Consider the following 25,373-nt stretch of genomic DNA (forward strand, 5'->3'; position numbering starts at 1 on the left):
ATTTTTTTCATTGTTAAATATCCTCCTAAAAATTAAACTAGTTTTTTATAATTAATAATCATGTGATCAATGAGTTACAAAATAAATTTTTATTCGTTCTTGTTTAACGACAAGCCATACTCTAACAGAAAAATTGATGTTTGTGTGCATTGTTATTGATTTGTAATTTTTTGCTAATATTGTTACACAATCTCATTTAACCCAATTAATTTATGTAATATGAATAGAAATGATACGCTCAGCTTTTTTAAAGTATTTTATTTTGAGCAACACAAACACTGTTACATGAATGTAAAATTACTGAAAATTCTTTTTGATAATAATTAACATAGCAATGTGAATAAACAGTATTTGAATTTTTGATATTTTACGTTGATTTGATGATATGATTGAGCAATATTTTGAAAAAGCTATATAAATAGAAAAGAAAATTGATATAATTAAAATCTAATTTGTTACTACTAATTTTTTGAGAGTTGTATAATAGACACTGAAAAATAGATGTTGTCTAGTTATATTTAGTTTAGCAATCGGGGAGAAGTTTAATTTAAAATACACACTAGGACATCGTGAGGAAGACATATGAGAGAAAATTATTCGATACGTGTTTTTAATAATTTAGCCATTAATACAGAAAATGCACTGAGTGTAAAGGTATTTTATTGTTTGAAAGGAAAATGTGAAGTCACTATCAATGTTCAGAAACATATATTAGAGAAAGATGATATAGCATTTGTTGTAATGAATGATACGTATTCACTGTTAAGTAATACAGAGACCATGTGTTGTATTATCGATATACCTATACATCGATATCTTAGTCAGAAGGATACTCAATTTTTAATAAGTGGTACAAAGATTGATGAAAGTAGTAGAGATAGAATAAAATATTGGATATTAAAAATATTAGAGCTCCATTGTTTATCTTATAATGATGTGTCCGAGATACAAAGGTTGATACAATTTTTACTTATTGAATTGAGTTATCTAAAGAAACCAAAACTTGATGTAAATAAAGATTTTTATTTATCTGAAGATATACATCAATATTTAGTGGATCATCATGACAGTAAAATCAACAAACATGAACTAGCTGAAGCTGTTAACCTATCAAATCAAGCACTTACATCAATGTTTAAACAAACGCCATTTCAAACATTTAATCAATATTTAAATCAACTTAGATTAAAATTTTGTCTTATAGATATTTTGACAACCCATAAACCTATCGAAGAAATAGCTATAGATCATGGTTTTCATCATTATTCTCGATTTATACAATTATTCAAAAATACATATGGTTATACACCTAAATTGATTAGAAGAGATTATATAGCGACGTCTATCTTCAAAAATACTGCTGAAGAAATTGATTTAGATAGACATTTTCTTATGAACATTCACGAATTACGAGATTTAGATTCAAAAATAATAAGTAAAAAATATATTGAGATGTCAGATAAAGGAAAAAAATATCGTTCTTATGATATTTATATTGAAGATAACCGAAGTACTATTCTTGATCAGGAACAGATAGTTCATATAAAGCGTAATTTAAGTTTAAGTCAAAAATCAATGCGTTATGTAATAGAACTTAACTACACTTCTATGATTGAAAACAAAGAGTTATGTCGTTATGAGATGTTGAAAATTTTACGTTTTTGTTCCGGTTTGAATTTAATTCCAACATTTAAAATCATTACCGATCGACATGATACTTTTACATCAAAGGAAAAAATGGCTCTGAAGTTAACATTTCAAATGTTATTCATTATGCTTAGGGAATTTAATCAACTTGAGATTGAATTTATAGTAGAGGACATGATGTTAAAACAAGTGGTGCAGTTAAAAAAGATGATTAGCTCTTATTTTGAATATTATAAATTAAATTATCGTATTAAAAATGAGAAAATTGGAAATGTTAATTATCAAAATTTAGAAAAACAAGTGACTCAAATTTTCATTCCTATTGATCAATTACATTTATATATTAAAGAGATGTCATTTGAAAAAGTCATTTTGGAAACCAGCTATTTGACCGATTTAAAAAGTGAGGTTGTAGAATATCCATGGCTTCAACATATTCATACATTAATTAAAATGTGTGGTTTAGTAAGGGGAGTTTTAATACAACCGTCCTTTGATTACGCTACCACATACACATATCATTCAAATTTAAAACCGCATCATATCTTGTCTTATGTAATAAGAATGTTTAACCAATTAAGGGGTACAATCGTCTATAAAGATGATGCAATCATTATGACTAAATATAAGTATGAATATCAGGCCATTGCTATCTTTTTAAAAAATACGATTAAGGAAAATGTAAACCATCAACAATTAATTTTTTCAGATATTCAATCACTCAACCATGCAGAATATGAATATATAGAAATGATGCCACTTTTAATGAATGAGAATAATGAGCTAGATAGTCATATATCATACCCACATCAATATTGGTTAGCAAAGTTGAAGAGTAAAGAAAGCCAACAAGCAATAGTTGATCTTCCTAAAATGAGTATTGCTCATTTAACATTTCTTTGTTCGTAGTCGTGCAAGGTTGTTGACTAAGAAAGGATTATCATCAAATGCAACAACAGAAGATTAAACGATTCTTAGCCCATTTTGTATTAGATCACGTCACAATAGAATATTTGAAATATGGCCACCAGTTGACAATTGAACAGCTTAAATTATTAATATTTATATTACATTTCACTGAAAATCATAAAGAAGATTTAAGTTTAAATATGATCATCTTTTACAAAAATTATCAAAAAAACCAATTGTTAAAAAGTATTACACATCTATATGAATTTAATTGGATTTCAAAAAAACGACATCCATACGACCAACGTAGACTAGTTATTACATTAACTCAAAATCAATGTAGTAAAATAACTCAATTAATTGAAGAATTAGAACACTTCTTAGAGGTGAAATCTACATTAATAAACGAAATTAATCATTCAACTTTATTATCGTATTATTTAAAGTGCCATAGTCAATTTAGAGTGATTGAACAATCTTGCACCTCTCAACATTTAACATTAGAAGAATTATACCTTCTTGGGTTACTTATCATTAGTGATAACAAGACTACATTTAAAAGCATAAAAGTACATCCTTTAAAGGGAATCATTGCAATGGGACCTATTATTAAGACCTTACAGTCAAAAGGTTATCTCATTAAAAGTCGGAGTAGAGATGATGAACGCTATATTGTATTAACACTTAGAAAAGAAAAAGTTAATGTGATTCAGTCAGAAATCGAGGAATGTTACAATAAATTAGAACAGGGAATACAGCATGTGTAAAATAAAATTTATATTAAACAAAAGGAGCTGAAAGAATGATTTTAGACAATGTGAATCCTGATGATTTATTTCCTACCGAGAAAAAAGGGCCTTCTGTATTAGGTATGATTGAGTATAACGTGCAGGGTCAGACTAAATTTGAAGGTGCCTTCATAGCTACAAATGAACGGTTAATTATGAATGTTGATATGAATGGACAATTTTATTATCGTAATATACGTTATGATGAAATTAATCAAATTCATTGTGATGGTTCAGATATTATATTTGAGTTCAATATTGGAACAGTTCCAATGCGTGAAATTAAGACAGAAGATGTACAAGCTTTTGTTGATTATATAAAACAACAAATTCAATAAATATACTAGTTTATTATGTGATATTTACAATGAACTTAAAATTTTGAATTGTAAAAGATTTGATACCTTTAAAATTCCTTATGTAAAATAATTGACTGCTCTTTTGATGTATACGAATCAATCCCAATTAAACAGATATGTTATATTAAAATTTTAAAAAATACGATGACTTAATTAGTGATATATTATTAGGATTAATATTTTTAATTACATCAATTTCACTATTATAAATGTTTTGGTTAAGAAATAAATGTATAAATGCATTTTGTAGTTATAAAAATATTGAATTCTTATACTTATTTGTTTAAAATGTACCTTGTAACATGGGCGGAGAAATTTTCGGTTAGATAAAATACATGTGAACCTTGCTACAACAAGATGTGCATCAGAGGAGTGGTTTTATAATGGGAAAAATTAAAGACATCAATGATTTGGTTAATGCGACATTTCAAGTAAAAAAATTTTTTAGAGATACTAAAAAGCAATATAATTTAAATTATGAAGAAATTTATATTCTTAATCACATTTTGAAAAGTGAATCTAACGAAATATCTTCAAAAGAAATTGCTACATGTTCAGAGTTTAAACCGTATTATTTAACTAAAGCATTACAAAAATTAAAAGATTTAAATTTACTATCTAAAAAGAGAAGCGTGCATGATGAAAGAACAGTAATTGTATTTGTATCAGATGAACAACGAGAAAAAATAGAAAAATTGATTTTAGAATTAGAAAACTATATCAAATAATACTAAGACACTGGCGTTTCATGTGTGTTTTTAAGATGAAGATTTCTAAAAAAGACTAGGTATCCCACTTTAAAGTGAGTACCTAGTCTTTTTATTTGAAAAAATTAATATTTTCTTAAGAAGTTAATTTGTCGATGATAAATCGTTTGATTGATATATGATTGAACACGAGTCAAAATTTCTTCTATTATTTGAGTTCTTTTAGTCAAAATACGAACGGCCAATCCATGAGTAGGTAATTGTGAGATACCTATTCTACAGTCGTATTGTTTTTGAAAATCAGCAACCGCCACGTAAATATCGTCTATGAAACTTTGGTTTACATCTGGATGAATAAAATAAGCTGATCCTAAGTGTGTATAATTTTCCATATACCCAATACCGTCAAGTCGGCTTTTATCAGGACTTAACATCATGTTATCGAAAACAACTAATTGATTGTCAATGTAAATTTCATTAATAAGATGCATATAATTATACGTGAAATCTTGGCCATTAGATGAATAGCCGGGAGTCAATATATCTGTGTAAAATATAGCACTATCTTCTTTAAGATTAAACGTATTATGTTGGAAAAATTTAGCGTTTTCATAGGCAATAATAGGATCTGCTACAAATTCCATATACGATTGATTTGATAAATTAAACGTTTGATACTGTTCTACATGGTCATTAGGCGTTTTATATATTTTAGTTGCACCTTGAGAAGTAAGCGTCACTTGTGCATTATCTTCTAAGTTGACATTGACACGGTATCTATCTCCATCTAGATAACCTCCACCCACATTGACAATATAGAAAGTTGGCACAGGAGATTGTTCTAAATATATAGGTCGTAATACTTTGAGCGCCTTTTCAAAAAATATATTTCGTGCTTTCGAACTTTCACCATTATTGAAAACTGTTAAATCTAATTGACCGGTCCAATGTTGCTCAGCCATTAAGTTAACCCTTTCAGTAAGACGTCGTGCTCAATCCACTCAATAACTTTTTCTAAACCTTCATCAGTTTTTAAATTTGTAAAAGCGAATGGATGATTTCCACGAAATACTTCAGTATCTTTAGCCATTTGATCTAATGAAGCACCCACATATGGTGCAAGGTCAGTTTTATTAATAATGAAGAAATCAGATTTAATCATACCTTGTCCACCTTTACGTGGAATCTTTTCGCCCTGAGCAACATCAATGATATAAATTGAAAAGTCAACGAGTTCTGGACTAAAAGTAGCCGCTAAGTTATCGCCACCTGATTCAATAAAAATAAGTTCAATATCATCATTACGTTCTAATAATTCATCTATGGCTGCGAAGTTCATTGAGGCGTCTTCACGAATAGCTGTATGAGGACAACCTCCAGTTTCCACACCGATAATTCTATCTTCTGGTAAAACACCTGTATTAACTAGTATTTTTTCATCTTCTTTAGTATAGATATCATTAGTAATAACGCCAATACTCATTTTTTTCGCAAGGCGTTTAACCACTTTTTCTATTAATTGGGTTTTACCTGCACCAACAGGCCCCCCGATACCAATTTTAATTGGGTTTGACATCTCATATGCCTCCTATGAAATAAAGATTCGAACATGAACATTTTCATGTTCCATTTGATTAAGTTCCAAGCCGGGAGCAGTCATACCAAAATCGATTTCGTCCAATTCTAGTATGTGATTTCGTGTCTTCTCAATATGGGCTATCATTTCAGTTACGACTTGCTGTCCAGCTGTTTGTCCTAAAGGAATCGCTCTTACTGCATTTTGGGTAAGGCTAGAGATATTTTGATATAAATAATAATCAATGATGGATTCCACATCTACACCTAAAAAATGTCCTAGCATAGTAAAGCACACAGCAGGATGAAGCTTAATTTTATTGTTTTTCATTTGATTATAATACCATTGAATCCATTCACTATCATAAAGATCTAAAGCTAATTTTACCATGCGTGTACCCATTTGCTTAGCGCCAATACGCGTTTCTTTAGGTAGATTTTGTACGAAGAGTTTTTGGTTAATATCTAAAATTTTATCTTTGTCATTGTTAATTAATGCGTGGTAGACAATTCTCATAGCTATCCCATCTGAATAAGTTAATTGTTCGTTTATAAACAAATGTAACCATTTAATAAATGTCTCAGTATCATGTACAGTTTCTCGTTGAATATATGTTTCAAGTCCAAAAGAATGACTAAATGCACCTGTAGGAAACTGAGAATCACAGAACTGAAAAAGTCTTAAATGTTGGTGATCAATCATGTGAATGTCCTATATGTCGAAATGCTTGATTGACCTTTCTGTCTTCATGTGAGTAGGGGATACCCAACTCTTTTAATAAATCTTCAACAAGATAGTCATATTGAATAAGCATTTCAGTTTCTGTAAATTGGGCAGGCAGATGGCGATTACCTAGTTGATGAGCAATGTCTCCCATTTCCTTTAAATTTCTAGGTTTAATAACTAATAAGTCTTCGCTATTAACATCGACAATAATCATGTTTGTATCGTCTTGATATAAAATATCACCATATTGTAGGTCAATAGGTTGTTTAAGACGTATCCCTATTTCATTACCGTGATCTGTTTTAACACGTTGTATACGTTTAACCAAATCTGAGTTTTCAAGATAAACTTTTTCGACATGTTTTTGCTTTTCATCTTGAGATAAATTAGCAATATTTCCTTGAATTTCTTCTATAATCATGACTTATGTCCTCCTAGAATAAGAAGTATCTTTGTGTTAATGGTAATTCTGTTGCTGCTTCACTTGTGATTTTATTACCATCAACGAATACCTCATATGTTTGTGGATCTACATCTATTTTAGGTGTAGCATTATTATTTTTCATATCTGCCTTAGTTAAATTTCTAATATTTCTAACTGGTCGAACCATTCGTTTTAGATTGAGTTGACGATAAATACCGTTTTCATATGCAGTGTTAGAAACAAAAGTCATAGCAGTATGTGTAATGTTACCACCAAATTGACCATACATTTTGCGATATTTCAAAGGCTCTGATGTTGGTATGGAGCCATTAGCATCACCATTTACTGCTGAGTTAATCATGCCACCTTTAACAACAAGATCGGGTTTGGCACCGAAGAATTCTGGTTCCCACATTACTAAATCGGCAAGTTTACCCGCTTCTACAGATCCAACATAGTCAGAAATACCATGTGTAATGGCAGGATTGATTGTATATTTTGCAATGTAACGTTTAATACGATTATTATCGTGATATTCAAAGTCACCATCTAATGGTCCGCGTTGTTCTTTCATACGGTGTGCAACTTGCCAAGTACGTGTTACAACTTCACCGACACGTCCCATTGCTTGTGAATCTGAACTTACCATACTAAATACGCCCATATCTTGTAATACGTCTTCTGCTGCTATAGTTTCCTTACGTATACGAGAATCTGCAAATGCAATGTCTTCTGGTATTGAAGCATTAAGATGGTGAGTAATCATAACCATGTCTAAATGTTCATCTACAGTGTTGTGAGTGTAAGGTAATGTTGGGTTTGTAGAAGAAGGTAAGATGTTTGAATATGCAGCTGATTTGATTAAGTCAGGTGCATGACCACCACCAGCTCCTTCAGTATGATACATATGCAATACACGATCTTTCACAGCAGCCATTGTATCTTCCATAAATCCAGCTTCATTTAATGTATCTGCATGTAAAGCGACTTGAACATCAAACTCATCTGCAACGTCTAATGCATGACTTAATGCTGAAGGTGTAGCTCCCCAATCTTCATGTACTTTAAGACCTATAGCGCCTGCATGAATTTGTTCAATAAGTGCAGTATGATTGACAGCTTGACCTTTACCAGTAAATCCTACATTAATAGGCATCTCTTCTGCTGCTTCTAACATGCGATGAATATGCCAAGGTCCTGGTGTTACAGTAGTCGCTTTAGCACCTTCAGAAGCACCAGTTCCTCCACCGATATGCGTTGTAATACCACTCTCAAGTGCAACTTCAGCTTGTTCAGGATTGATGAAGTGCACGTGTGTATCGATACCGCCGGCAGTAACAATTTTACCTTCAGCAGCAATAATATCAGTTGTTGCACCAATGATGATGTCAACGTTATCCATTATATCTGGGTTTCCAGCTTTACCGATCTTAAAAATATAACCATTTTTAATTCCGATATCTGCTTTAACAATCTTGTCATAATCAATAATTAATGCGTTAGTTAAAACTAAATCGGCTACATTTTTATCATCTCTTGTCACATTAGGATTTTGAGCCATACCATCACGAATTGATTTTCCGCCACCGAAAGTAGCTTCATCTCCATAATTTGCATAGTCTTTTTCAACTTGTGCAAACAAGTTCGTATCTCCTAATCTCACAGAGTCTCCTACAGTTGGTCCATAAAGACTTGTGTATTGAGATTGTGTCATTTTAAAACTCATGCTTATTTACCACCTTTTTTATTCGCATTGTCTTCGCCTGCATCGTTTTTAACGGCGGCGTTTTGATTTGAATCATTTGGACGGAATACGCGTTCTTCGTCAATATCGCCATCGACTAAACCACGGAATCCATAAATTTTACGTCGTCCAGAATATTCGACAAGTTGTACTTTTTTTTCATCTCCAGGTTCAAATCTCACTGCAGCTCCTGCAGGAATATCCAAATGTTTACCATATGCTTTCTCACGATCAAATTCTAATGCTTTATTTGCTTCGAAAAAGTGGAAATGTGAACCTACTTGTATAGGTCTATCGCCTGTATTTTTTACTTCAATCACCGTTTCGGGATGATGTTTATTGACTTCTATTTCAGTATTTTTAACAATAATTTCACCAGGAATCATTGATATAGCCTCCTTAAACGATTGGGTGATGGACTGTTATTAACTTAGTACCATCTGGAAAAGTTGCTTCAATTTCAAGTTCTGTAATCATGTTAGCTACGCCATCCATGACATCTTCCTCGTTTAAAATTGTTTTTCCATAGCTCATGAGTTCAGCTACCGTTTTACCATCACGCGCGCCTTCTAATAATTCATCACTGATTAAAGCAAGTGCTTCAGGATGATTAAGTTTAAGTCCTCTTGCTTTTCTACGACGTGCAACCTCAGCAGCTACAACTATCATCAATTTGTCTTGTTCACGTTGTGTAAAGTGCAAAACTATCCCTTCTTTCATATTAATTTGTCTTGCGAATTTTATATTAAAACTATTTAATGAAGTATACAAGTATAATACTTTGATGATTTTATCTAATTAACAATGTTTTTTTAAATTAAGTGTATAAAGTTGAATAAATATGAAAAATATCCAGCGTACATAAACATTATTTTAGTAAAATGTAATTGATATGATGAATATTTAATGGTAATTTGAAAACTGTCTTTATTAAATAATTAATGTAGTGAATAAAAGGAGGCTATAAAATTGAAATTGATAAAAGTAATTTTAAGTAGTATCTCTCAAGTGGTTTTAATTAATAATCCATATACTGGGTTATTCATTTTAATTGGACTGTTCGCAGTGAATTGGAAAGTAGGAATCAGTGCAATGATTGCAAGTGTAATGACTTGGATATTGGCACCATATATGAATTACACAAAAGAAGAAATCGAAAGTGGATTAGCCGGATTTAACCCTGTATTAACCGCAATTGCACTTACTTTATTTTTGGATAGCAATTGGAGCGGTATATTAATCACATTCGTAGCCACTATTTTAACGCTACCGATTGGAGCAGCGGTTAGAGAAGTATTGAAACCACATAAAATAGCGTTTCTAACTAGTCCGTATGTTATTATGACGTGGATTACTTTATTAATACCTAATCAACTTAAAACGTTACATACTCAGATTGATATTATTCCGGAGCATATAGAAAAGGTATCTTTAAATAATGACCACACCCGTGTTCATTTTTTTCAATCAGTTTTAGATGGATTTGGACAAATATTTTTAATGCCCAGCATAATAGGTGGTTTGTTAATTCTAATAGGGATTTTTATAGGTTCTAAAAAAGCTGGAATTGTTTCTATAATTGCAAACATTATTGGGTTCCTAATAATTATATTACTGGGTGGAGACTATAGTAGTATAAATGAAGGCATATTTGGCTATAATGTAGTTTTATCTGCGATTGCGCTAGGTGTCACTTTTGAGACAGCAATCCATAGTTATCTCGCAATGATTTTAGGAATAGTACTCACTGCATTCATACATTTAGGTTTGAGCACATTGCTCGCACCATTAGGTTTACCAACTTTAACATGGCCATTTATTTTTGCTACATGGATTATGTTGTTTGCAGGAATTAAAAATCAATCTGTATAAATAATGCATAAAAAATGAAAATATTAAAATTTAAAAATTGAGTTAACCTTAATTGATACATTGTGATTATTTTTAAATTTATAGTCGCAACTGTTTTAGATCAGATTTTTAATTCAATGAGTTTTATGTCCGAAATTTTAGCATTACTCTATAAAGTTTAAACGTATTTGAAAATCAAAATTCTACTAAAAAGCATCTGTCTACATTATGAATGTGGCGATGCTTTTTATATTTAAAATTTATAAAAGAAATAAAATTGACTATCTAGATACATTCATAGATTAAGTTATGTATATATTAATTGTTAACTTTTCAATATCAGAGGGAAATGCGTATGAAGTACAATTAGTAAATTTTGAAAAAATAAAGTCGAGTGTTAAACTATGAATAATTAAATTTAAAATAAAACGAGTCATAGGGGGCGTAAATGTGATGGAGTCTTTTTTAATTCACACTGACATTCAAAAAAAGTGGATTCGTAAATTTAAAAAGATTGAAAGTGAATTCAAAGCACGCGCAGCTGAAAATGATATTCAATCTAGATTTCCATATGAAAATATTGAGTGGCTGATAAAGGAAGGATATACTAAACTAACTTTGCCTGTAGAGTATGGGGGTGAAGGTGCTACTATTGAAGATATGGTGATTTTACAAAGTTATTTGGGTACTATTGATGGAGCAACTGCTTTATCTATAGGGTGGCATTTAAGTGTAATTGGTCAATTGTACGAGCAACATATGTGGTCACTATCAATGTTAGATTCCTTTGCTAAAGAAGTTGTTCATGGTGCACTGATCAATAGAGCAGTCAGTGAAGCGGAAACTGGTAGTCCTACTAGAGGTGGTCGCCCATCTACACATGCTGTTAAAGCTGAAAATGGTTATGTTATAAACGGTGTTAAAACCTTTACATCTATGAGTAAGGCGTTGACACATTATATTGTTGGTGCGTATGTTGAAGAAACTAAATCAATGGGATTCTTTTTAATTCCTCAGTCAACTAAAGGTGTAAGTATTGCTGACAACTGGGATATGGTTGGTATGAGAGCGACTGAGAGCCATGATTTAATTCTTGATGATGTTTATGTTCCTAATGAAAATTTTGTAGAATCAAAACGTGAATCAAGACCTAATGGTTGGCTTCTTCATATACCGAGCTGTTATCTAGGTATTGCACAAGCAGCTCGTGACTATGCAGTAGATTTTGCAAAAAATTATCGTCCTAATAGTATTACAGGTACGATTGATAGTTTACCTACAGTGCAACAAAATTTAGGGAAAATGGAAAGTTTATTACTTTCTACAAGACATTTTCTATGGAGTACAGCTAGAGGGTATCAATCATATACAGAGGATGCACAAATATGGAATGAAACCTCAGCAAGTAAAGTGGTGGTAATGAACCAAGGTATAGAAATCGTTGATTTAGCTATGAGAATAGTTGGAGCTAAGAGTCTAGAAATGAGCAGACCTCTTCAACGGTACTATAGAGATATACGTGCTGGATTACATAATCCACCAATGGAAGATATGGCTTACACTAATATTGATAAAAGTATTACAAACAAACTTTAATGTCATATTGATATTCTTTAAAGGAATGAGATGGAATTTAACGTTTTTCATTGCAATGCATATAAAGTATAAAAAAGCGCGATGTACATCAACAATTTAATTCAGTCATCGATTGACTTCAAGTTAAGTATGCCTGTGACAACTTTTTTGTCACAGGCTTTTCTAATGCAACCATAATGAAATCGCTGTGTAACTGCTAAAAATTTTTAATAATTATAGGTTGCCATGTATTCAATGATTAACTTTAAATTATTTGGTGTCACGAAAGGTTTCAAATATAATTAAGTTATTCATTAAAAAACGTTAGGAGTATCAACTATGACCAAAGTATATTTTAATCATGATGGTGGCGTTGATGATCTAGTGTCACTATTTTTATTATTACAAATGGAAAATATAGAACTTGTTGGCGTAAGTACGATTGGTGCAGACTGCTATTTAGAGCCTTCATTAAGTGCTTCATTAAAGATTATAAATCGTTTTTCAGACGTTGAAATTAATGTAGCACCATCATATGAAAGAGGGAAAAATCCTTTTCCAAAAGAATGGAGAATGCATGCTTTCTTTATGGATGCCTTACCAGTGCTAAATGAGTCTTGTATACCCAAAAGATGCAAGGCTAGTGAGGACGAGGCGTATATAGATATTATTCGTAAAGTGAAGAGTTGTGATGAGAAAGTTACATTGTTATTTACTGGACCGCTTACAGATTTAGCTAAAGCTATAAAATATGACAACTCAATTTTAAAAAATATAGAGAAATTAGTTTGGATGGGTGGAACGTTTTTAGACAAAGGAAATGTTGAAGAACCAGAACATGATGGTACAGCTGAATGGAATGCATTTTGGGATCCTGAGGCTGTAAAAGTTGTATTAGATAGTGATATGAATGTCGATATTGTTGCTTTAGAAAGTACAAATCAAGTCCCTCTAACAATGGAAGTTCGTCAAATGTGGGCAGATAAAAGACAATATTTAGGCGTTGATTTTCTGGGCACAAGTTACGCAGCAGTACCACCACTCACACATTTTGTGACCAATTCAACATACTTTTTATGGGATGTATTAACTACTGCTTATGTGGGTTCTCCAAATTTAGTTGAATCAACGAAATTGAAAATTGATGTAGTCAGTCAAGGACCTAGTCAAGGGAGAACATTCCAATCTGAATATGGACGTGAAGTTCAAGTCATTACGGATGTAAATAAACAAGCATTTTTTAACTACATAACGGATTTAGCAAAGAAAATCGAGTCCTAAGTTTTATTTGTTAATAAAAAGGTTCATCTACTTCAACTTATTGTAAACTTTCCATTCATAAAAGTTTACAAGGGTGCTATAATAAAATCTATGTAAGGAGGATGAACAAGTGACTACAAAACATTTAGTATATACAGCTTTAATGACTGCTATCATTTGTATTTTAGGTATAGTACCAAGTGTACCTCTGCCATTTATGCCAGTCCCTATTGTATTACAGAATATAGGAATCTTTTTGGCAGGAATTATTTTAGGGCGAAAGCTTGGTACTACTAGTGTTATTGTCTTTTTACTATTGGTAGCTACAGGTTTGCCAGTGCTTTCTGGAGGCCGTGGGGGAATTGGCGTATTTGCAGGACCTTCGGCAGGATTCTTATTCTTATATCCTGTTGTAGCTTACTTTATAGGCATTATTCGTGATGCATATTTGCATAAAATTAATTTCTTAGTGATTTTTATAGCTACACTAGTTATCGGTGTATTAGGATTAGATATATTAGGTACTATCATTATGGGCTTTATTATACATATACCTATCTCTAAGGCATTTATATTATCATTTACATTTATGCCAGGTGATATCATTAAGGCTATTATTGCAAGTTTAATAGGTGCAGCAATTTTAAATCATTCACGTTTCAAGACTCTTATTCAATAACTAAAAAATAATAATAAAGTTGATGAGGCGATATTTATGTCGAAAATAACTTTTAAAGATATTTATATTGATGGAAATAAAATAACTGAAGATTCTAGAAAGGCGATTTATCTCTTACCTCCTCAACCATTAAAATATGCTAGTAACACGTGGATTTATAAAACGATGCCAACAATGAACCAGTGGCTTAAAGACATTGAAGTTCAAAAGAAAATGCATCTAAATCAATCATCCTATCATCTTTCATTTTCATTTCCAGCTAATGAAAAGATAGATGAAGTATTGTTGGAAAAAATACGTGAACTAGGTTTTCAGATAGGAGTACTTGAGCTCTATGTCATTGAAGCTAAAGCGTTAAAAGAGCTCTCCCGCAAAAGAGACGTAGATATTCAACTTGTATCAAGCAATAATATCAATGATTACCTTCATGTTTATGATGCGTTTGCACGGCCTTTTGGTGATAGCTATGCCAACATGGTTAAACAACATATTTATAGCTCATATAACTTGGACGATATTGAACGTTTAGTTGCATATGTTAACCATCAACCAGTTGGAATAGTCGATATTATAATGACGGATAAAACAATAGAAATAGATGGTTTTGGGGTTTTAGAAGAATTCCAACATCAAGGTATCGGTTCTGAAATACAAGCTTACGTTGGACGTATGGCTAATGAGCGACCTGTTATTCTTGTTGCAGATGGAAAAGATACTGCTAAAGATATGTATCTAAGACAAGGATATGTATATCAAGGTTTTAAGTATCATATTTTAAAAGAAAATATTTAAGTTAATTGAAATTTTATATCGAAATGATAACCTAAGATGGATTGTTAAATCAATTCATCTTGGGTATTTTTTATGAGTTGAAAAGGTGATCGTAAATGAAATGTTAATCTTAAAATTCATTTAATTTATGATTCTTTCTGGGTGACTATTAAAATGATTTTCTCGAATAAACTCAATTGCGGTAATGTATAAATCTTTTGCAAGTTGTATTGCAAGTGAAGTAGGGGCAGATTTAGATAATATAATTTCTACATCGATTTTAGCTGCTTTGATTAAAATTTCAGATGAAATACGATCGCTAAAAATTAAAACCTTATCTCTCACCGGTATATGTCGTTGAATACAATAACTGTATAATTTATCAAGAGCGTTATGACGTCAGATTTCGTAGCGATGTTCAAAAAATTTTTTCCATCACTGATGGCAGCATTATGGAGACCACCCATTTGTTTGAAAATAATACTTGCATCCTGTAATTGCGTCATCATATTAATAACTTGTTAGGGTTGAAGTTAAATGGTTGTCATTGATGTTTTGGCAATAGCTGCATCATTTTGAAAATAAAAGGCTCTGCTTTTACCACAACAGGAAGCAAGCACACGTTTTGTAGGATGTTCGAAGTGATGGCCTACTGATTGAGTTAGTTTCACATGAGCGAATCCTTTACTTTCGTCGATATGAATGGATTGTAAGTCATTTCTCTTTAAGAATATACCTTCAGATGCAAGAAAACCTAAAGTCAATTCTTCTAAATAGTTTCGACTACAAATAATAGTTGCAAACTTAAATTCGTTGACTTTAATTGTTAATGGCATCTCTGTTATACATGAATCCGATGCTGTATATAAGTGTCCATTTTCAAATTTGATTATAGTTTGTTTTTGCGTCACATCTTTTTTCATTTTTTACCCCTTGAATCATAACTACTTATTATCATAAAAGAAACTCAATTCTCACTCTTTTGTATATCATATTATTAGGAAAGGACTTTTAAGAAGATTTTGTAAAGTAAATTGAAGTACATATAGTTGTATAAATAATGACATAATTTATCACATTTTATTTCTTTTTCAAATAATATTTAAAGCGTATAATAAAGGTTAAATGGAGGTAGGCTATCATGAAAATTAAACATATTTTTGTTATCATTTTAACATTGTGTGTAGTGTTAGCAGGTTGTACCAACGAGAAAGGTCAGAATAAAGAACAGAATGAAAAACAACCGACAAAAGGTGATAAACAAGAACTTCAAGTTTCTGCTGCAGCAAGTTTGACTGAAGTCAGTAAAGCATTAGGAAATGAATTTAAAAAGGACCATCCAAATGTAGAAATTAAATTTAACTATGGCGGATCAGGTGCGTTAAGACAACAGATAGAAGCGGGTGCTCCGGCAGATGTCATGATGTCAGCTAACACTAAAGATATAGACCTGTTGAAGAAAAAAAACAAAGCACATGACACTTATAATTATGCAAAGAATCAACTTGTATTAATTGGCGATAAAAATAAAAGTTATACCTCTGTAAAAGATTTAAATCAAAACGACAAACTCGCACTAGGACAAATAAAAACAGTGCCTGCTGGTAAATATGCAAAACAATATTTAGATGATCAACATTTATATGGTGATGTTAAAGATAAAATTATTTTTGCTAAAGACGTAAAACAAGTATTAAATTATGTGGAAAAAGGAAATGCACAGGAAGGATTCGTTTACAAAACAGACTTATATCAACAAAAGAAAAAAGCAAATAAAGTTAAAGTCATCGAAGAAATTAAATTAAGCAAACCAATTACTTATAAAGCAGGTGCAACTTCAGATAAAAAATTAGCTAAAGAATGGATTAACTTCTTAAAATCTAATAAAGCTAAACAAATTCTTAAAGAATATCAATTTTCTGTATAAGGAGTTCAGAGCTATGCCTGATTTAACGTCCTTTTGGATTTCTTTTCGTGTTGCTTTAATCAGTACAATGATAGTTACTATTTTTGGCATTTTGATTTCTAAATGGCTATACAATAAAAAAAGATATTGGGTAAATCTATTAGAAAGTTTTATCATTTTACCAATTGTGTTACCACCTACTGTCCTTGGTTTTATACTATTAATTATATTTTCAAAAAGAAGTCCTGTAGGAGAATTCTTTACTAATATCTTACACTTACCAGTTGTATTTACATTGACAGGTGCAGTGATTGCATCTGTCATTGTTAGTTTTCCCCTTATGTATCAACATACAGTGAATGGTTTTCGAAGTATAGATTCAAAGATGTTAAATACTGCAAGAACGATGGGAGCAAGTGAAACAAAAATATTTCTTAAATTGGTGTTACCATTATCTAAACGTTCTATTCTTGCAGGTATTATGATGAGCTTTGCAAGAGCAATAGGTGAATTTGGTGCTACTTTGATGGTTGCTGGCTATATCCCAGACAAAACAAATACATTGCCTTTAGAAATTTATTTTTTAGTGGAGCAAGGGAAAGAAAATGAAGCATGGTTATGGGTGCTTGTATTAGTTGCGTTTGCGGTAACTGTCATAGCGACCATAAATCTGGTTAATCGTGATACGTTTAGGGAGGTTGATTAAATGCTCACAATTAAAGTGAATGGTGTTCTTAATCAGACGAAAATTAATATAAATATAAAGGATCAACACCCTAAGATATATGCGATACAGGGACCATCTGGAATTGGAAAGACAACAATTTTAAATATAATTGCCGGTTTGAAAGCTATAAATTATTCATATATAAAGGTTGGTAAACGTGTATTAACTGATTCACGACACCATTTGAATGTTAAGGTTCAACAACGTCGTATAGGATATCTATTTCAAGATTATCAACTTTTCCCCAATATGAATGTTTATAACAACATAACGTTTATGACTAAACCTTCTGAACATATCAATGAACTTATTCATACTCTAAAAATAGAGCATTTACTTGAAAAGTATCCTGTGACCTTATCAGGAGGTGAAGCTCAGCGCGTCGCTTTAGCAAGGGCGCTAAGTACGAAACCCGATTTGATTTTGCTTGATGAGCCTTTTTCAAGTTTAGATGATAAAACAAAAAACGAAGGTATCAAATTAATTTTAAAAATATTCGAAGCATGGCAAATTCCTATTATATTTGTAACGCATTCAAATTATGAAGCGCAACAAATGGCGCATGAGATTATAACAATTGAAGATTGTATACAAATATAGTAAGAAGTGCTATTTATCTGTTAATTTTAACAATAATTTGTATATTCAAAATATAAAGAGAGGTTTAGAGATCTAATGCAAGAAAGATACTCGAGACAAGTGTTGTTTAAGGAAATTGGTTTAAAAGGTCAAAGTCTACTTGAGAAAAAACATGTGCTTATAGTAGGTATGGGTGCGTTAGGAACACACTTAGCTGAGGGATTAGTGAGAGCGGGAATAAATAAGTTAACCATTGTTGATAGAGATTACATTGAATTTAGCAATTTACAACGACAAACGCTCTTTATAGAGCGTGATGCAGAAGATGTACTACCAAAAGTAATCGCTGCACAGAAAGTTTTAAAAGAGATACGTAAAGATATAGAGATAGATGCTTATATTGAGCATGTTAATTACAATTTCTTAGAGCAACATGGCATGCATGTCGATATCATATTAGATGCAACTGATAATTTTGATACACGTCAGTTAATTAATGACTTTGCTTATAAACATCAGATTCCTTGGATTTATGGTGGTGTTGTACAAAGTACATATGTTCAGGCAACGTTTATTCCTGGTGAAACACCGTGTTTTAATTGCTTAATGCCTCAATTACCATCTATTAATTTAACATGTGATACGGTTGGAGTTATTCAACCAGCTGTAACAATGACAACCAGTTTACAACTCGTTGATGCATTGAAGTTGCTGACTGGTAATAAGGTTAATAAACACTTCACTTACGGGGATATTTGGACAGGAGATCATTATACATTTGGTTTTATTCGTATGCAAAATGAAGATTGTAAAACTTGTGGTAATGCTCCAACATATCCACACCTTAATCAACATCAACAAGATTATGCGACCTTATGTGGAAGAGACACTGTTCAATATAAAAATGCTGATATTTCTCAGGAAATATTACTATCATTTCTCGAGCGAAATCATATTCAATATCGCACGAATTTATATATGACAATGTTTAGGTTTAGAGAACATCGAATTGTTGCATTTTCTGGAGGTAGATTTTTGATACATGGAACGACAGAACCTAAAAAAGCAATTCAATTAATGCATCAACTATTTGGTTAAATATAAGGGAGTGAATAAACATGCACAAACATCAACATCAGAATATTCATTTAAACAGACCGATTCATGTAGCAATTTTGACTGTATCGGATACGAGAGATTATGATTCTGATAAAGGTGGTCAACTGATTCAATCTTTGATAAATCAACATGAGAATCATGTTGATATTAACCACTATCGAATTGTTAAAGATGATATAGAAGCTATTACACACCAACTTAAGCTTTGGTTAACTTCGTCAAATCAACTAGATGTCATTATTACAACGGGAGGAACAGGTATCTCACAAAGAGATGTGACAATAGAAGCTGTTCGCCCATTGTTAACTAAAGAATTAGAAGGTTTTGGTGAATTATTTAGATACTTAAGTTATACCGAAGATGTTGGTACAAGAGCATTATTAACTCGAGCTATTGCAGGTACCTGTGATAGCACCTTAATTTTTGCACTTCCTGGCTCAACTGGTGCAATTAAACTTGCAATAGAAAAATTAATTAAACCTGAATTGAGTCACTTAGTGTTTGAATTAAATAAAGACATTAGGAATTAAGTAATTTCAAGATATTAGATATAATGTACGAATCTTTAATTTATACAATAAATAGAATTATCAATTTTTTCTGTGGAAGTCGCCAGATTTACCACCAGATTTAGATTCTAAGTACGTTTCTCCAATTATCATGCCTTTGTCTATAGCTTTTGTCATATCATAGATTGTAAGTGCTGTAACTGAAGCAGCAGTCAATGCTTCCATTTCAACACCAGTTTTACCTGTTGTAGACACGACCGCTGTAATATTTAAACGATATGAATCATCATTATTTGAATCCCATTTGAAGGATATATCTATGCCTGTAAGTGGTAATGGATGACACATAGGAATGATTGTAGAAGTGTTTTTAGCTGCCATAATACCAGCAATTTGCGCAGTATTAAGTACATTTCCTTTACTATTAGTATTTTGAGTAATTTGACTATAAATTTTTTCATTAACTATTATACTTGAGTGTGCTTCTGCTACACGTTTTGTAATTTCTTTATTAGAAACATCAACCATTTTAGCATTACCTTGTTTATTAATATGTGTGAAATTAGTCATTTTTTCCCTCCTATTAGGAGTAAGTATATCATGAAAATTAATATATTTTGGAGATGAGTGTATGTCTGTAGAGAAAAGAACGCCAATATCAGTTAAAGAAGCAATTAAACGTATTATGAAACAACATGTTGAAGTGAAGAATATCAATATTAATTTAGATGAAAGTTTAGGACATATTCTTGCTGAAGATATTGTTGCGACCTATGATATACCAAGATTTAATAAATCACCCTACGATGGGTTTGCAATTAGAAGTGAAGATTCACAAGGTGCAAGTGGCGAAAACCGTATTGAATTTGAAGTAATAGATCATATCGGTGCAGGTTCAGTTTCAGAAAAAACAATTGATAAAAACCAAGCAATTCGAATAATGACTGGTGCTCAAATTCCTTCTGGAGCTGATGCCGTAGTAATGTTTGAACAAACTATTGAATCTGAAACAACTTTTACAATTAGAAAATCCTTTAAACATTTAGAAAATATTTCGCTACAAGGTGAAGAAATAAAAGCTGGTGATATTGTACTACATAAAGGTATGCGTATTAACTCAGGTGTGATAGCAGTCTTAGCTACATACGGTTATACTAAAGTGCGAGTGGCTCGAAAACCAACTGTTGCAGTAATTGCTACAGGTAGTGAATTGCTTGAAGTAGAAGATGAGCTTGAACCAGGAAAGATACGAAATTCAAACGGACCAATGATTAAAGCATTAGCTAAACAATTTGGAATACAAGTTGGAATGTATAAAGTTCAGCATGATAATCTCGAAAAGAGTATTGAGGTTGTAAAAAAAGCTTTATCAGAGCATGATTTAGTAATTACTACCGGAGGTGTGTCGGTAGGAGATTTTGATTACTTACCAGAAATATACAAGTCCATCCAAGCACAGATACTATTTAACAAAGTGGCTCAAAGACCAGGTAGTGTTACTACGGTTGCATTTGCAGATGGTAAATATTTATTTGGCTTATCTGGAAACCCTTCAGCCTGCTATACAGGATTTGAATTATATGTCAAACCTGCTGTAAATAAGCTCATGGGAGCTAAAGCTTGTTATCCGCAAATAATCAAAGCTACACTTATGGAAGATTTTAATAAAGCTAACCCATTTACACGATTGATTCGTGCTAAGGCAACATTAACAAAAGCTGGAATGACAGTAATACCATCTGGATTTAATAAATCAGGTGCAGTTGTAGCCATTGCGCACGCTAATGCTATGATTATGCTTCCTGGTGGCACACGTGGATTTAAAGCGGGCAACATTGTTGATGTGATTTTGACCGAATCTAATAGTTTTGAAGAGGAATTGATACTATGATTTTACAAATTGTAGGTATGAAAAATTCAGGGAAAACCACATTGATGAACCATGCTATATCATTTTTAAAAGAACGAGGCTATTCAGTAGTAACAATTAAACATCACGGGCATATTGGTGAAGAAATTGAATTACAGTCATCTGATGTTGACCACATGAAACATTTCGCTGCGGGCGCAGACCAAAGTATTGTTCAGGGGCATCATTTACAGCAAACAGTGACACGTAAAAAGAAACAATCGCTTAGAGAAATAATAGAAAATTCTGTTACAATTGATTGTAGTATCATTTTAGTTGAGGGCTTTAAAGAAGCAAATTATGATAAAATTATCGTTTATAAAAATAATGATGAATTAAGAAGTCTACAAGGACTTTCTCACGTCATAGGGAAAATAGAAACCAATCATCCACGTGCAAGTAATCAACTTGAGCACTTACTCAATAAATTAATTAAGGATAAGGGAATGAATTAAATGAAGCAATTTGAAATCGTGACTCAACCTATTGAAACAGAACAATATAGGGATTTTACGATTAACGAACGTCAAGGTGCCGTAGTCGTATTTACTGGTCACGTAAGAGAGTGGACTAAAGGTATTCGTACACAACATTTAGAGTATGAAGCTTATATACCAATGGCTGAGAAAAAATTAGCTCAAATTGGTAAAGAAATTGAAGAAAAGTGGCCTGGAACAATAACAACAATTGTACATCGAATTGGTCCATTACAAATATCAGATATTGCAGTTTTAATTGCAGTATCTTCACCGCATAGAAAAGCAGCATATGCAGCGAATGAATACGCCATCGAGCGCATAAAGGAAATTGTTCCAATTTGGAAAAAGGAAATTTGGGAAGATGGTGCTGAATGGCAAGGTCATCAAAAGGGAACATATAATGAAGCAAAAAAGGGGAAAGCAAGATGAAAATTTTATATTTTGCAGAGTTAAAAGAGTTGCTCAATCGATCTACTGAAACAATACATTTAGATACGACATTAACTGTTCAAGAATTCGAGTCATATTTATTAAAACACCATAGTGAACTTAAATCTAAAAAATTTCAAATAGCTGTTAATGAAGAATTCGTCAGACAGGATGATATAGTTCAACCAGGAGATACAATTGCGCTCATTCCACCGGTCAGTGGGGGTTGATCAAGATGAAAGCAATTATTTTAGCAGGTGGAGAATCTAGCCGATTTGGTAAAGCTAAAGCTTTTGCTAAAATTGATAATCAATATTTTTATCAAAAAATTATAGAAACGTTAAAATCTACAAATATGTTTAATCGCATTATCATTAGCACTAATTCCCAATTAGCTTCTCAGTTTGAATATGAATATGTGATTATTGATGACGAACATCATCAAAATAAAGGGCCGCTAACAGGAATTTACTCAGTGATGAAACAATACATGGATGAAGAATTGTTTTTCATTGTATCTGTTGATACACCAATGATTACAAGTAAAGCAGTGAATGGGTTATATCATTTCATGGTATCAAACTTAATTGAATCACGTTTAGATATTGTCGCATTTAAAGAAGGAGAAATATGTATACCGACGATTGGTTTTTATACACTTTCGACGTTTCCTTTTATTGAAAAAGCTTTAAATTCAAATCATTTAAGTCTGAAGCATGTCTTTAAACAATTATCGACAGATTGGTTAGATGTTACTGAAATTGACTCGCCTTATTATTGGTATAAGAATATTAATTTTCAGCATGATTTGGACTCTTTAAAAATGCAGATAAATGAATAAGGAGGTCCAACAATGAAAGAGGTAATACAAGATAAATTAGGCCGTCCAATACGGGATTTAAGAATATCGGTCACTGATCGATGTAATTTCAGATGTGATTATTGTATGCCAAAGGAAATCTTTGGAGATGATTACACTTTCTTACCTAAGAATGAATTGCTTACTTTTGAAGAATTAACACGAATTTCAAAGATTTATGCTCAATTAGGAGTTAAAAAGATAAGAATTACAGGAGGAGAGCCTCTCTTACGACGCAATCTTTATAAACTTGTAGAGCAATTAAATCTCATAGATGGTATAGAGGATATTGGATTGACTACTAATGGCTTGTTATTAAAAAAACATGGAAAAAATTTATATCAAGCTGGTTTACGACGTATTAATGTAAGTTTAGATGCGATTGAGGATAACGTTTTTCAAGAAATTAACAATAGAAATATTAAAGCGTCTACAATCTTAGAACAAATTGATTATGCAGTATCAATAGGTTTTGAAGTTAAAGTAAACGTGGTTATTCAAAAAGGGGTTAATGATGATCAAATTATTCCGATGATTGATTATTTTAAAAATAAAAATATTGAAGTACGTTTTATTGAATTTATGGATGTAGGTAACGATAATGGATGGAATTTCAATAAAGTTGTAACTAAAGAAGAAATGCTTAATATGATAGAACAACATTTTGAGATAAGTCCTGTAGCGCCTAAATATTATGGGGAAGTTGCTAAATATTTTCGACATAAAGATAGTGATGCACAATTTGGTCTAATTACGAGTGTATCTGAATCATTTTGTTCCACATGTACGCGTGCTCGATTGTCTTCAGATGGTAAATTTTATGGTTGTTTATTTGCCTCCTCAGAAGGGTTTGATGTAAAAACCTTAATACGTAATGGAGCTACAGATGATGATTTAAAAGCACAATTTAAACGATTGTGGAGTATTAGAAACGATCAGTACTCTGATAAGCGTACGATGCAAACTATTGAGAATAATAGAAAGAAAAAAATTAATATGAATTATATAGGTGGATAGGCTTAGTCTAGAATTTTAATACTTATGGTATTTTAAGCATTTAAATTTAGTTTCAAAAGTTTATAATACTAATAAATTATATTAAATAAGCAAGAAACAATTAATACAGTTTTGAGTATTTATAGACAACATATGCTTAAGTCTTCATGTTAAACATTTTAAATCCATAATTTTATACATTTAGTTAGTTAATATAGCTACGACAAAACCTATTTAGATATTTTAAATGCCTTTCAACATATAACTGATTGTTTAAATTGTTTAATTTCAAAACAATATTTAGAGGCAATTTTAATATTTGTTATAGATTAAATGCAAAACCTGTAATATAATAAAAATAAGCAATTGAGTTTTATCACACAAACACAACATCCAAGAATCAACTTAGGAGGCATATTATTATGAGTAACAAAGTACAACGTTTTATTGAATCAGAGAGAGAATTAAGTCAATTAAAGCATTGGCTTAAAACAACATATCGTATTTCTATTGAAGAATTTGTAGTTCTTTACAAGGTCTATGCAGACACTAAAATTAGTGGTAAAGAGTTACGAGACACATTACATTTCGAGATGTTATGGGATACTAGTAAAATTGATGTGATTATTCGTAAAATCTATAAGAAAGAACTCATTTCTAAATTACGCTCAGAAACCGATGAAAGACAAGTTTACTATTTCTTCGATGCAAAGCAAAAGAAATTATTGGACAAAATGACTGGAGAAATTGAAACAATTAGTATTGCAAATTAAGGACAGTAAATTTTAAATCTAAAAGTGGCTAAATAAATTATAAAACATACTAAGATTAGCTATGAAGAAATC

The 25,373-nt window shown here is 31.6% G+C and carries 29 protein-coding genes and 1 pseudogene; 21 read left to right on the forward strand and 9 right to left on the reverse strand.

Annotated features, from left to right (window positions below):
- Nucleotides 1-582: 582 nt before the first annotated feature.
- The 4 genes from HMPREF2576_RS10205 to HMPREF2576_RS10220 all read left to right on the forward strand — a co-directional run bounded on the left by HMPREF2576_RS10205 (nucleotide 583) and on the right by HMPREF2576_RS10220 (nucleotide 4,431).
- The gene (locus HMPREF2576_RS10205) at nucleotides 583-2,556 is read left to right on the forward strand and encodes an AraC family transcriptional regulator (protein WP_070856577.1); all 1,974 of its coding nucleotides are present in this window, start codon (nucleotides 583-585) and stop codon (nucleotides 2,554-2,556) included.
- 38 nt (nucleotides 2,557-2,594) lie between these two features.
- The gene (locus HMPREF2576_RS10210; protein ID WP_070856578.1) at nucleotides 2,595-3,323 is read left to right on the forward strand and encodes a transcriptional regulator, SarA/Rot family; all 729 of its coding nucleotides are present in this window, start codon (nucleotides 2,595-2,597) and stop codon (nucleotides 3,321-3,323) included.
- A 35-nt stretch (nucleotides 3,324-3,358) separates the two neighbouring features.
- Nucleotides 3,359-3,682 (forward strand): PH domain-containing protein, encoded by a 324-nt coding sequence (locus HMPREF2576_RS10215; RefSeq protein WP_001832425.1) that lies wholly within the window; start codon nucleotides 3,359-3,361, stop codon nucleotides 3,680-3,682.
- A gap of 404 nt (nucleotides 3,683-4,086) precedes the next feature.
- The gene (locus tag HMPREF2576_RS10220; RefSeq protein WP_001832412.1) at nucleotides 4,087-4,431 is read left to right on the forward strand and encodes a SarA family transcriptional regulator; all 345 of its coding nucleotides are present in this window, start codon (nucleotides 4,087-4,089) and stop codon (nucleotides 4,429-4,431) included.
- A gap of 104 nt (nucleotides 4,432-4,535) precedes the next feature.
- On the opposite strand, the gene HMPREF2576_RS10225 is transcribed toward HMPREF2576_RS10220, so the two are convergent.
- Genes HMPREF2576_RS10225 through HMPREF2576_RS10255 form a run of 7 tightly spaced genes read right to left on the reverse strand, consistent with a single transcriptional unit; the run spans nucleotide 4,536 to nucleotide 9,582 of the window.
- Nucleotides 4,536-5,372, reverse strand: a complete 837-nt coding sequence (locus tag HMPREF2576_RS10225; RefSeq protein WP_001832418.1) for an urease accessory protein UreD — start codon at nucleotides 5,370-5,372, stop codon at nucleotides 4,536-4,538.
- A complete protein-coding gene (ureG, locus tag HMPREF2576_RS10230; protein ID WP_001832410.1) occupies nucleotides 5,372-5,986 on the reverse strand; it encodes an urease accessory protein UreG in 615 nt (204 codons plus the stop codon). The genes HMPREF2576_RS10225 and ureG overlap by 1 nt, the downstream gene beginning before the upstream one ends.
- A gap of 12 nt (nucleotides 5,987-5,998) precedes the next feature.
- Entirely contained in the window at nucleotides 5,999-6,688 is a 690-nt protein-coding gene (locus HMPREF2576_RS10235) for an urease accessory protein UreF (RefSeq protein ID WP_001832407.1), read from the reverse strand.
- The gene (gene ureE / locus HMPREF2576_RS10240; protein WP_001832382.1) at nucleotides 6,681-7,133 is read right to left on the reverse strand and encodes an urease accessory protein UreE; all 453 of its coding nucleotides are present in this window, start codon (nucleotides 7,131-7,133) and stop codon (nucleotides 6,681-6,683) included. Before ureE ends, HMPREF2576_RS10235 begins: the two co-directional genes overlap by 8 nt.
- Before the next feature lie 13 nt (nucleotides 7,134-7,146).
- Nucleotides 7,147-8,862, reverse strand: coding sequence for an urease subunit alpha (gene ureC, locus HMPREF2576_RS10245; protein WP_001832399.1), 1,716 nt, complete (start codon nucleotides 8,860-8,862; stop codon nucleotides 7,147-7,149).
- Nucleotides 8,863-8,864: 2 nt separating this feature from the next.
- Complete coding sequence (locus tag HMPREF2576_RS10250; RefSeq protein ID WP_001832383.1) at nucleotides 8,865-9,266, reverse strand: urease subunit beta; 402 nt, start codon at nucleotides 9,264-9,266, stop codon at nucleotides 8,865-8,867.
- 13 nt (nucleotides 9,267-9,279) lie between these two features.
- A complete protein-coding gene (locus tag HMPREF2576_RS10255) occupies nucleotides 9,280-9,582 on the reverse strand; it encodes an urease subunit gamma (protein ID WP_001832402.1) in 303 nt (100 codons plus the stop codon).
- Between the two features lie 267 nt (nucleotides 9,583-9,849).
- Here HMPREF2576_RS10255 and yut point away from each other — a divergent pair, with 267 nt between their 5' ends.
- The 5 genes from yut to HMPREF2576_RS10280 all read left to right on the forward strand — a co-directional run bounded on the left by yut (nucleotide 9,850) and on the right by HMPREF2576_RS10280 (nucleotide 15,037).
- Nucleotides 9,850-10,752, forward strand: coding sequence for an urea transporter (yut, locus tag HMPREF2576_RS10260; protein WP_001832405.1), 903 nt, complete (start codon nucleotides 9,850-9,852; stop codon nucleotides 10,750-10,752).
- Between the two features lie 432 nt (nucleotides 10,753-11,184).
- Complete coding sequence (locus HMPREF2576_RS10265; protein WP_176746952.1) at nucleotides 11,185-12,327, forward strand: acyl-CoA dehydrogenase family protein; 1,143 nt, start codon at nucleotides 11,185-11,187, stop codon at nucleotides 12,325-12,327.
- Nucleotides 12,328-12,645: 318 nt separating this feature from the next.
- A complete protein-coding gene (locus tag HMPREF2576_RS10270; RefSeq protein ID WP_002438493.1) occupies nucleotides 12,646-13,587 on the forward strand; it encodes a nucleoside hydrolase in 942 nt (313 codons plus the stop codon).
- Nucleotides 13,588-13,696: 109 nt separating this feature from the next.
- Nucleotides 13,697-14,245 carry a biotin transporter BioY gene (locus HMPREF2576_RS10275; RefSeq protein ID WP_001832423.1) on the forward strand — a complete coding sequence of 183 codons (549 nt, stop codon included), beginning with the start codon at nucleotides 13,697-13,699 and terminating at the stop codon, nucleotides 14,243-14,245.
- A gap of 36 nt (nucleotides 14,246-14,281) precedes the next feature.
- Nucleotides 14,282-15,037: a GNAT family N-acetyltransferase gene (locus HMPREF2576_RS10280; protein WP_002438495.1), complete on the forward strand. Its 756-nt coding sequence runs from the start codon at nucleotides 14,282-14,284 to the stop codon at nucleotides 15,035-15,037.
- A gap of 120 nt (nucleotides 15,038-15,157) precedes the next feature.
- On the opposite strand, the pseudogene fdhD reads toward HMPREF2576_RS10280, so the two are convergent.
- Nucleotides 15,158-15,939: pseudogene (gene fdhD, locus HMPREF2576_RS12380) on the reverse strand (formate dehydrogenase accessory sulfurtransferase FdhD).
- Nucleotides 15,940-16,157: 218 nt separating this feature from the next.
- On the opposite strand from fdhD, the gene modA reads away from it, so the two are divergent.
- From modA to HMPREF2576_RS10315, 5 genes are all read left to right on the forward strand, one after another.
- Complete coding sequence (modA, locus tag HMPREF2576_RS10295; RefSeq protein WP_002438502.1) at nucleotides 16,158-16,943, forward strand: molybdate ABC transporter substrate-binding protein; 786 nt, start codon at nucleotides 16,158-16,160, stop codon at nucleotides 16,941-16,943.
- Nucleotides 16,944-16,956: 13 nt separating this feature from the next.
- On the forward strand, nucleotides 16,957-17,628 hold the full coding sequence (gene modB / locus HMPREF2576_RS10300; protein ID WP_070856580.1) for a molybdate ABC transporter permease subunit: 672 nt from the start codon (nucleotides 16,957-16,959) through the stop codon (nucleotides 17,626-17,628).
- Entirely contained in the window at nucleotides 17,629-18,249 is a 621-nt protein-coding gene (locus HMPREF2576_RS10305; RefSeq protein WP_002438505.1) for an ATP-binding cassette domain-containing protein, read from the forward strand. It begins immediately after the preceding gene.
- Between the two features lie 75 nt (nucleotides 18,250-18,324).
- Nucleotides 18,325-19,326, forward strand: a complete 1,002-nt coding sequence (locus HMPREF2576_RS10310) for a ThiF family adenylyltransferase (protein WP_002501977.1) — start codon at nucleotides 18,325-18,327, stop codon at nucleotides 19,324-19,326.
- Nucleotides 19,327-19,346: 20 nt separating this feature from the next.
- Nucleotides 19,347-19,877: a MogA/MoaB family molybdenum cofactor biosynthesis protein gene (locus tag HMPREF2576_RS10315; protein WP_002438508.1), complete on the forward strand. Its 531-nt coding sequence runs from the start codon at nucleotides 19,347-19,349 to the stop codon at nucleotides 19,875-19,877.
- Nucleotides 19,878-19,937: 60 nt separating this feature from the next.
- On the opposite strand, the gene moaC is transcribed toward HMPREF2576_RS10315, so the two are convergent.
- Nucleotides 19,938-20,426: a cyclic pyranopterin monophosphate synthase MoaC gene (gene moaC, locus HMPREF2576_RS10320; RefSeq protein WP_002438509.1), complete on the reverse strand. Its 489-nt coding sequence runs from the start codon at nucleotides 20,424-20,426 to the stop codon at nucleotides 19,938-19,940.
- A 61-nt stretch (nucleotides 20,427-20,487) separates the two neighbouring features.
- On the opposite strand from moaC, the gene glp reads away from it, so the two are divergent.
- The 7 genes from glp (at nucleotide 20,488) to HMPREF2576_RS10355 (ending at nucleotide 25,301) form a co-directional block, all read left to right on the forward strand.
- Nucleotides 20,488-21,747 (forward strand): molybdopterin molybdotransferase MoeA, encoded by a 1,260-nt coding sequence (gene glp / locus HMPREF2576_RS10325; RefSeq protein WP_002456088.1) that lies wholly within the window; start codon nucleotides 20,488-20,490, stop codon nucleotides 21,745-21,747.
- Complete coding sequence (gene mobB / locus HMPREF2576_RS10330; protein WP_002438514.1) at nucleotides 21,744-22,220, forward strand: molybdopterin-guanine dinucleotide biosynthesis protein B; 477 nt, start codon at nucleotides 21,744-21,746, stop codon at nucleotides 22,218-22,220. Before glp ends, mobB begins: the two co-directional genes overlap by 4 nt.
- Nucleotides 22,221-22,673, forward strand: a complete 453-nt coding sequence (locus HMPREF2576_RS10335; protein WP_002438516.1) for a molybdenum cofactor biosynthesis protein MoaE — start codon at nucleotides 22,221-22,223, stop codon at nucleotides 22,671-22,673.
- Complete coding sequence (moaD, locus tag HMPREF2576_RS10340; protein WP_002438518.1) at nucleotides 22,670-22,903, forward strand: molybdopterin converting factor subunit 1; 234 nt, start codon at nucleotides 22,670-22,672, stop codon at nucleotides 22,901-22,903. The genes HMPREF2576_RS10335 and moaD overlap by 4 nt, the downstream gene beginning before the upstream one ends.
- Nucleotides 22,904-22,908: 5 nt before the next feature.
- Complete coding sequence (mobA, locus tag HMPREF2576_RS10345) at nucleotides 22,909-23,514, forward strand: molybdenum cofactor guanylyltransferase MobA (RefSeq protein WP_001832403.1); 606 nt, start codon at nucleotides 22,909-22,911, stop codon at nucleotides 23,512-23,514.
- A 12-nt stretch (nucleotides 23,515-23,526) separates the two neighbouring features.
- Nucleotides 23,527-24,549 carry a GTP 3',8-cyclase MoaA gene (gene moaA, locus HMPREF2576_RS10350; RefSeq protein WP_001832411.1) on the forward strand — a complete coding sequence of 341 codons (1,023 nt, stop codon included), beginning with the start codon at nucleotides 23,527-23,529 and terminating at the stop codon, nucleotides 24,547-24,549.
- Between the two features lie 401 nt (nucleotides 24,550-24,950).
- Nucleotides 24,951-25,301 (forward strand): SarA family transcriptional regulator, encoded by a 351-nt coding sequence (locus tag HMPREF2576_RS10355; protein ID WP_001832414.1) that lies wholly within the window; start codon nucleotides 24,951-24,953, stop codon nucleotides 25,299-25,301.
- Nucleotides 25,302-25,373: the final 72 nt, after the last annotated feature.

Source organism: Staphylococcus sp. HMSC063F05, from assembly GCF_001837075.1.
GTDB classification, from domain to species: domain Bacteria; phylum Bacillota; class Bacilli; order Staphylococcales; family Staphylococcaceae; genus Staphylococcus; species Staphylococcus epidermidis.

What these genes read in the sequence shown, in the direction of transcription:
- moaA (WP_001832411.1), top strand. Translation starts at nt 23,527, where the DNA reads ATGAAAGAGGTAATACAAGATAAATTAGGCCGTCCAATACGGGATTTA.
- ureG (WP_001832410.1), bottom strand. Translation starts at nt 5,986, where the DNA reads ATGTCAAACCCAATTAAAATTGGTATCGGGGGGCCTGTTGGTGCAGGT.
- modB (WP_070856580.1), top strand. Translation starts at nt 16,957, where the DNA reads ATGCCTGATTTAACGTCCTTTTGGATTTCTTTTCGTGTTGCTTTAATC.
- ureC (WP_001832399.1), bottom strand. Translation starts at nt 8,862, where the DNA reads ATGAGTTTTAAAATGACACAATCTCAATACACAAGTCTTTATGGACCA.
- HMPREF2576_RS10225 (WP_001832418.1), bottom strand. Translation starts at nt 5,372, where the DNA reads ATGGCTGAGCAACATTGGACCGGTCAATTAGATTTAACAGTTTTCAAT.
- glp (WP_002456088.1), top strand. Translation starts at nt 20,488, where the DNA reads ATGTCTGTAGAGAAAAGAACGCCAATATCAGTTAAAGAAGCAATTAAA.
- HMPREF2576_RS10250 (WP_001832383.1), bottom strand. Translation starts at nt 9,266, where the DNA reads ATGATTCCTGGTGAAATTATTGTTAAAAATACTGAAATAGAAGTCAAT.
- HMPREF2576_RS10205 (WP_070856577.1), top strand. Translation starts at nt 583, where the DNA reads ATGAGAGAAAATTATTCGATACGTGTTTTTAATAATTTAGCCATTAAT.
- HMPREF2576_RS10315 (WP_002438508.1), top strand. Translation starts at nt 19,347, where the DNA reads ATGCACAAACATCAACATCAGAATATTCATTTAAACAGACCGATTCAT.
- HMPREF2576_RS10220 (WP_001832412.1), top strand. Translation starts at nt 4,087, where the DNA reads ATGGGAAAAATTAAAGACATCAATGATTTGGTTAATGCGACATTTCAA.
- HMPREF2576_RS10270 (WP_002438493.1), top strand. Translation starts at nt 12,646, where the DNA reads ATGACCAAAGTATATTTTAATCATGATGGTGGCGTTGATGATCTAGTG.
- moaD (WP_002438518.1), top strand. Translation starts at nt 22,670, where the DNA reads ATGAAAATTTTATATTTTGCAGAGTTAAAAGAGTTGCTCAATCGATCT.
- HMPREF2576_RS10265 (WP_176746952.1), top strand. Translation starts at nt 11,185, where the DNA reads ATGGAGTCTTTTTTAATTCACACTGACATTCAAAAAAAGTGGATTCGT.
- ureE (WP_001832382.1), bottom strand. Translation starts at nt 7,133, where the DNA reads ATGATTATAGAAGAAATTCAAGGAAATATTGCTAATTTATCTCAAGAT.
- HMPREF2576_RS10235 (WP_001832407.1), bottom strand. Translation starts at nt 6,688, where the DNA reads ATGATTGATCACCAACATTTAAGACTTTTTCAGTTCTGTGATTCTCAG.
- moaC (WP_002438509.1), bottom strand. Translation starts at nt 20,426, where the DNA reads ATGACTAATTTCACACATATTAATAAACAAGGTAATGCTAAAATGGTT.
- HMPREF2576_RS10280 (WP_002438495.1), top strand. Translation starts at nt 14,282, where the DNA reads ATGTCGAAAATAACTTTTAAAGATATTTATATTGATGGAAATAAAATA.
- HMPREF2576_RS10310 (WP_002501977.1), top strand. Translation starts at nt 18,325, where the DNA reads ATGCAAGAAAGATACTCGAGACAAGTGTTGTTTAAGGAAATTGGTTTA.
- mobA (WP_001832403.1), top strand. Translation starts at nt 22,909, where the DNA reads ATGAAAGCAATTATTTTAGCAGGTGGAGAATCTAGCCGATTTGGTAAA.
- mobB (WP_002438514.1), top strand. Translation starts at nt 21,744, where the DNA reads ATGATTTTACAAATTGTAGGTATGAAAAATTCAGGGAAAACCACATTG.
- modA (WP_002438502.1), top strand. Translation starts at nt 16,158, where the DNA reads ATGAAAATTAAACATATTTTTGTTATCATTTTAACATTGTGTGTAGTG.
- HMPREF2576_RS10305 (WP_002438505.1), top strand. Translation starts at nt 17,629, where the DNA reads ATGCTCACAATTAAAGTGAATGGTGTTCTTAATCAGACGAAAATTAAT.
- HMPREF2576_RS10210 (WP_070856578.1), top strand. Translation starts at nt 2,595, where the DNA reads ATGCAACAACAGAAGATTAAACGATTCTTAGCCCATTTTGTATTAGAT.
- HMPREF2576_RS10215 (WP_001832425.1), top strand. Translation starts at nt 3,359, where the DNA reads ATGATTTTAGACAATGTGAATCCTGATGATTTATTTCCTACCGAGAAA.
- HMPREF2576_RS10355 (WP_001832414.1), top strand. Translation starts at nt 24,951, where the DNA reads ATGAGTAACAAAGTACAACGTTTTATTGAATCAGAGAGAGAATTAAGT.
- HMPREF2576_RS10335 (WP_002438516.1), top strand. Translation starts at nt 22,221, where the DNA reads ATGAAGCAATTTGAAATCGTGACTCAACCTATTGAAACAGAACAATAT.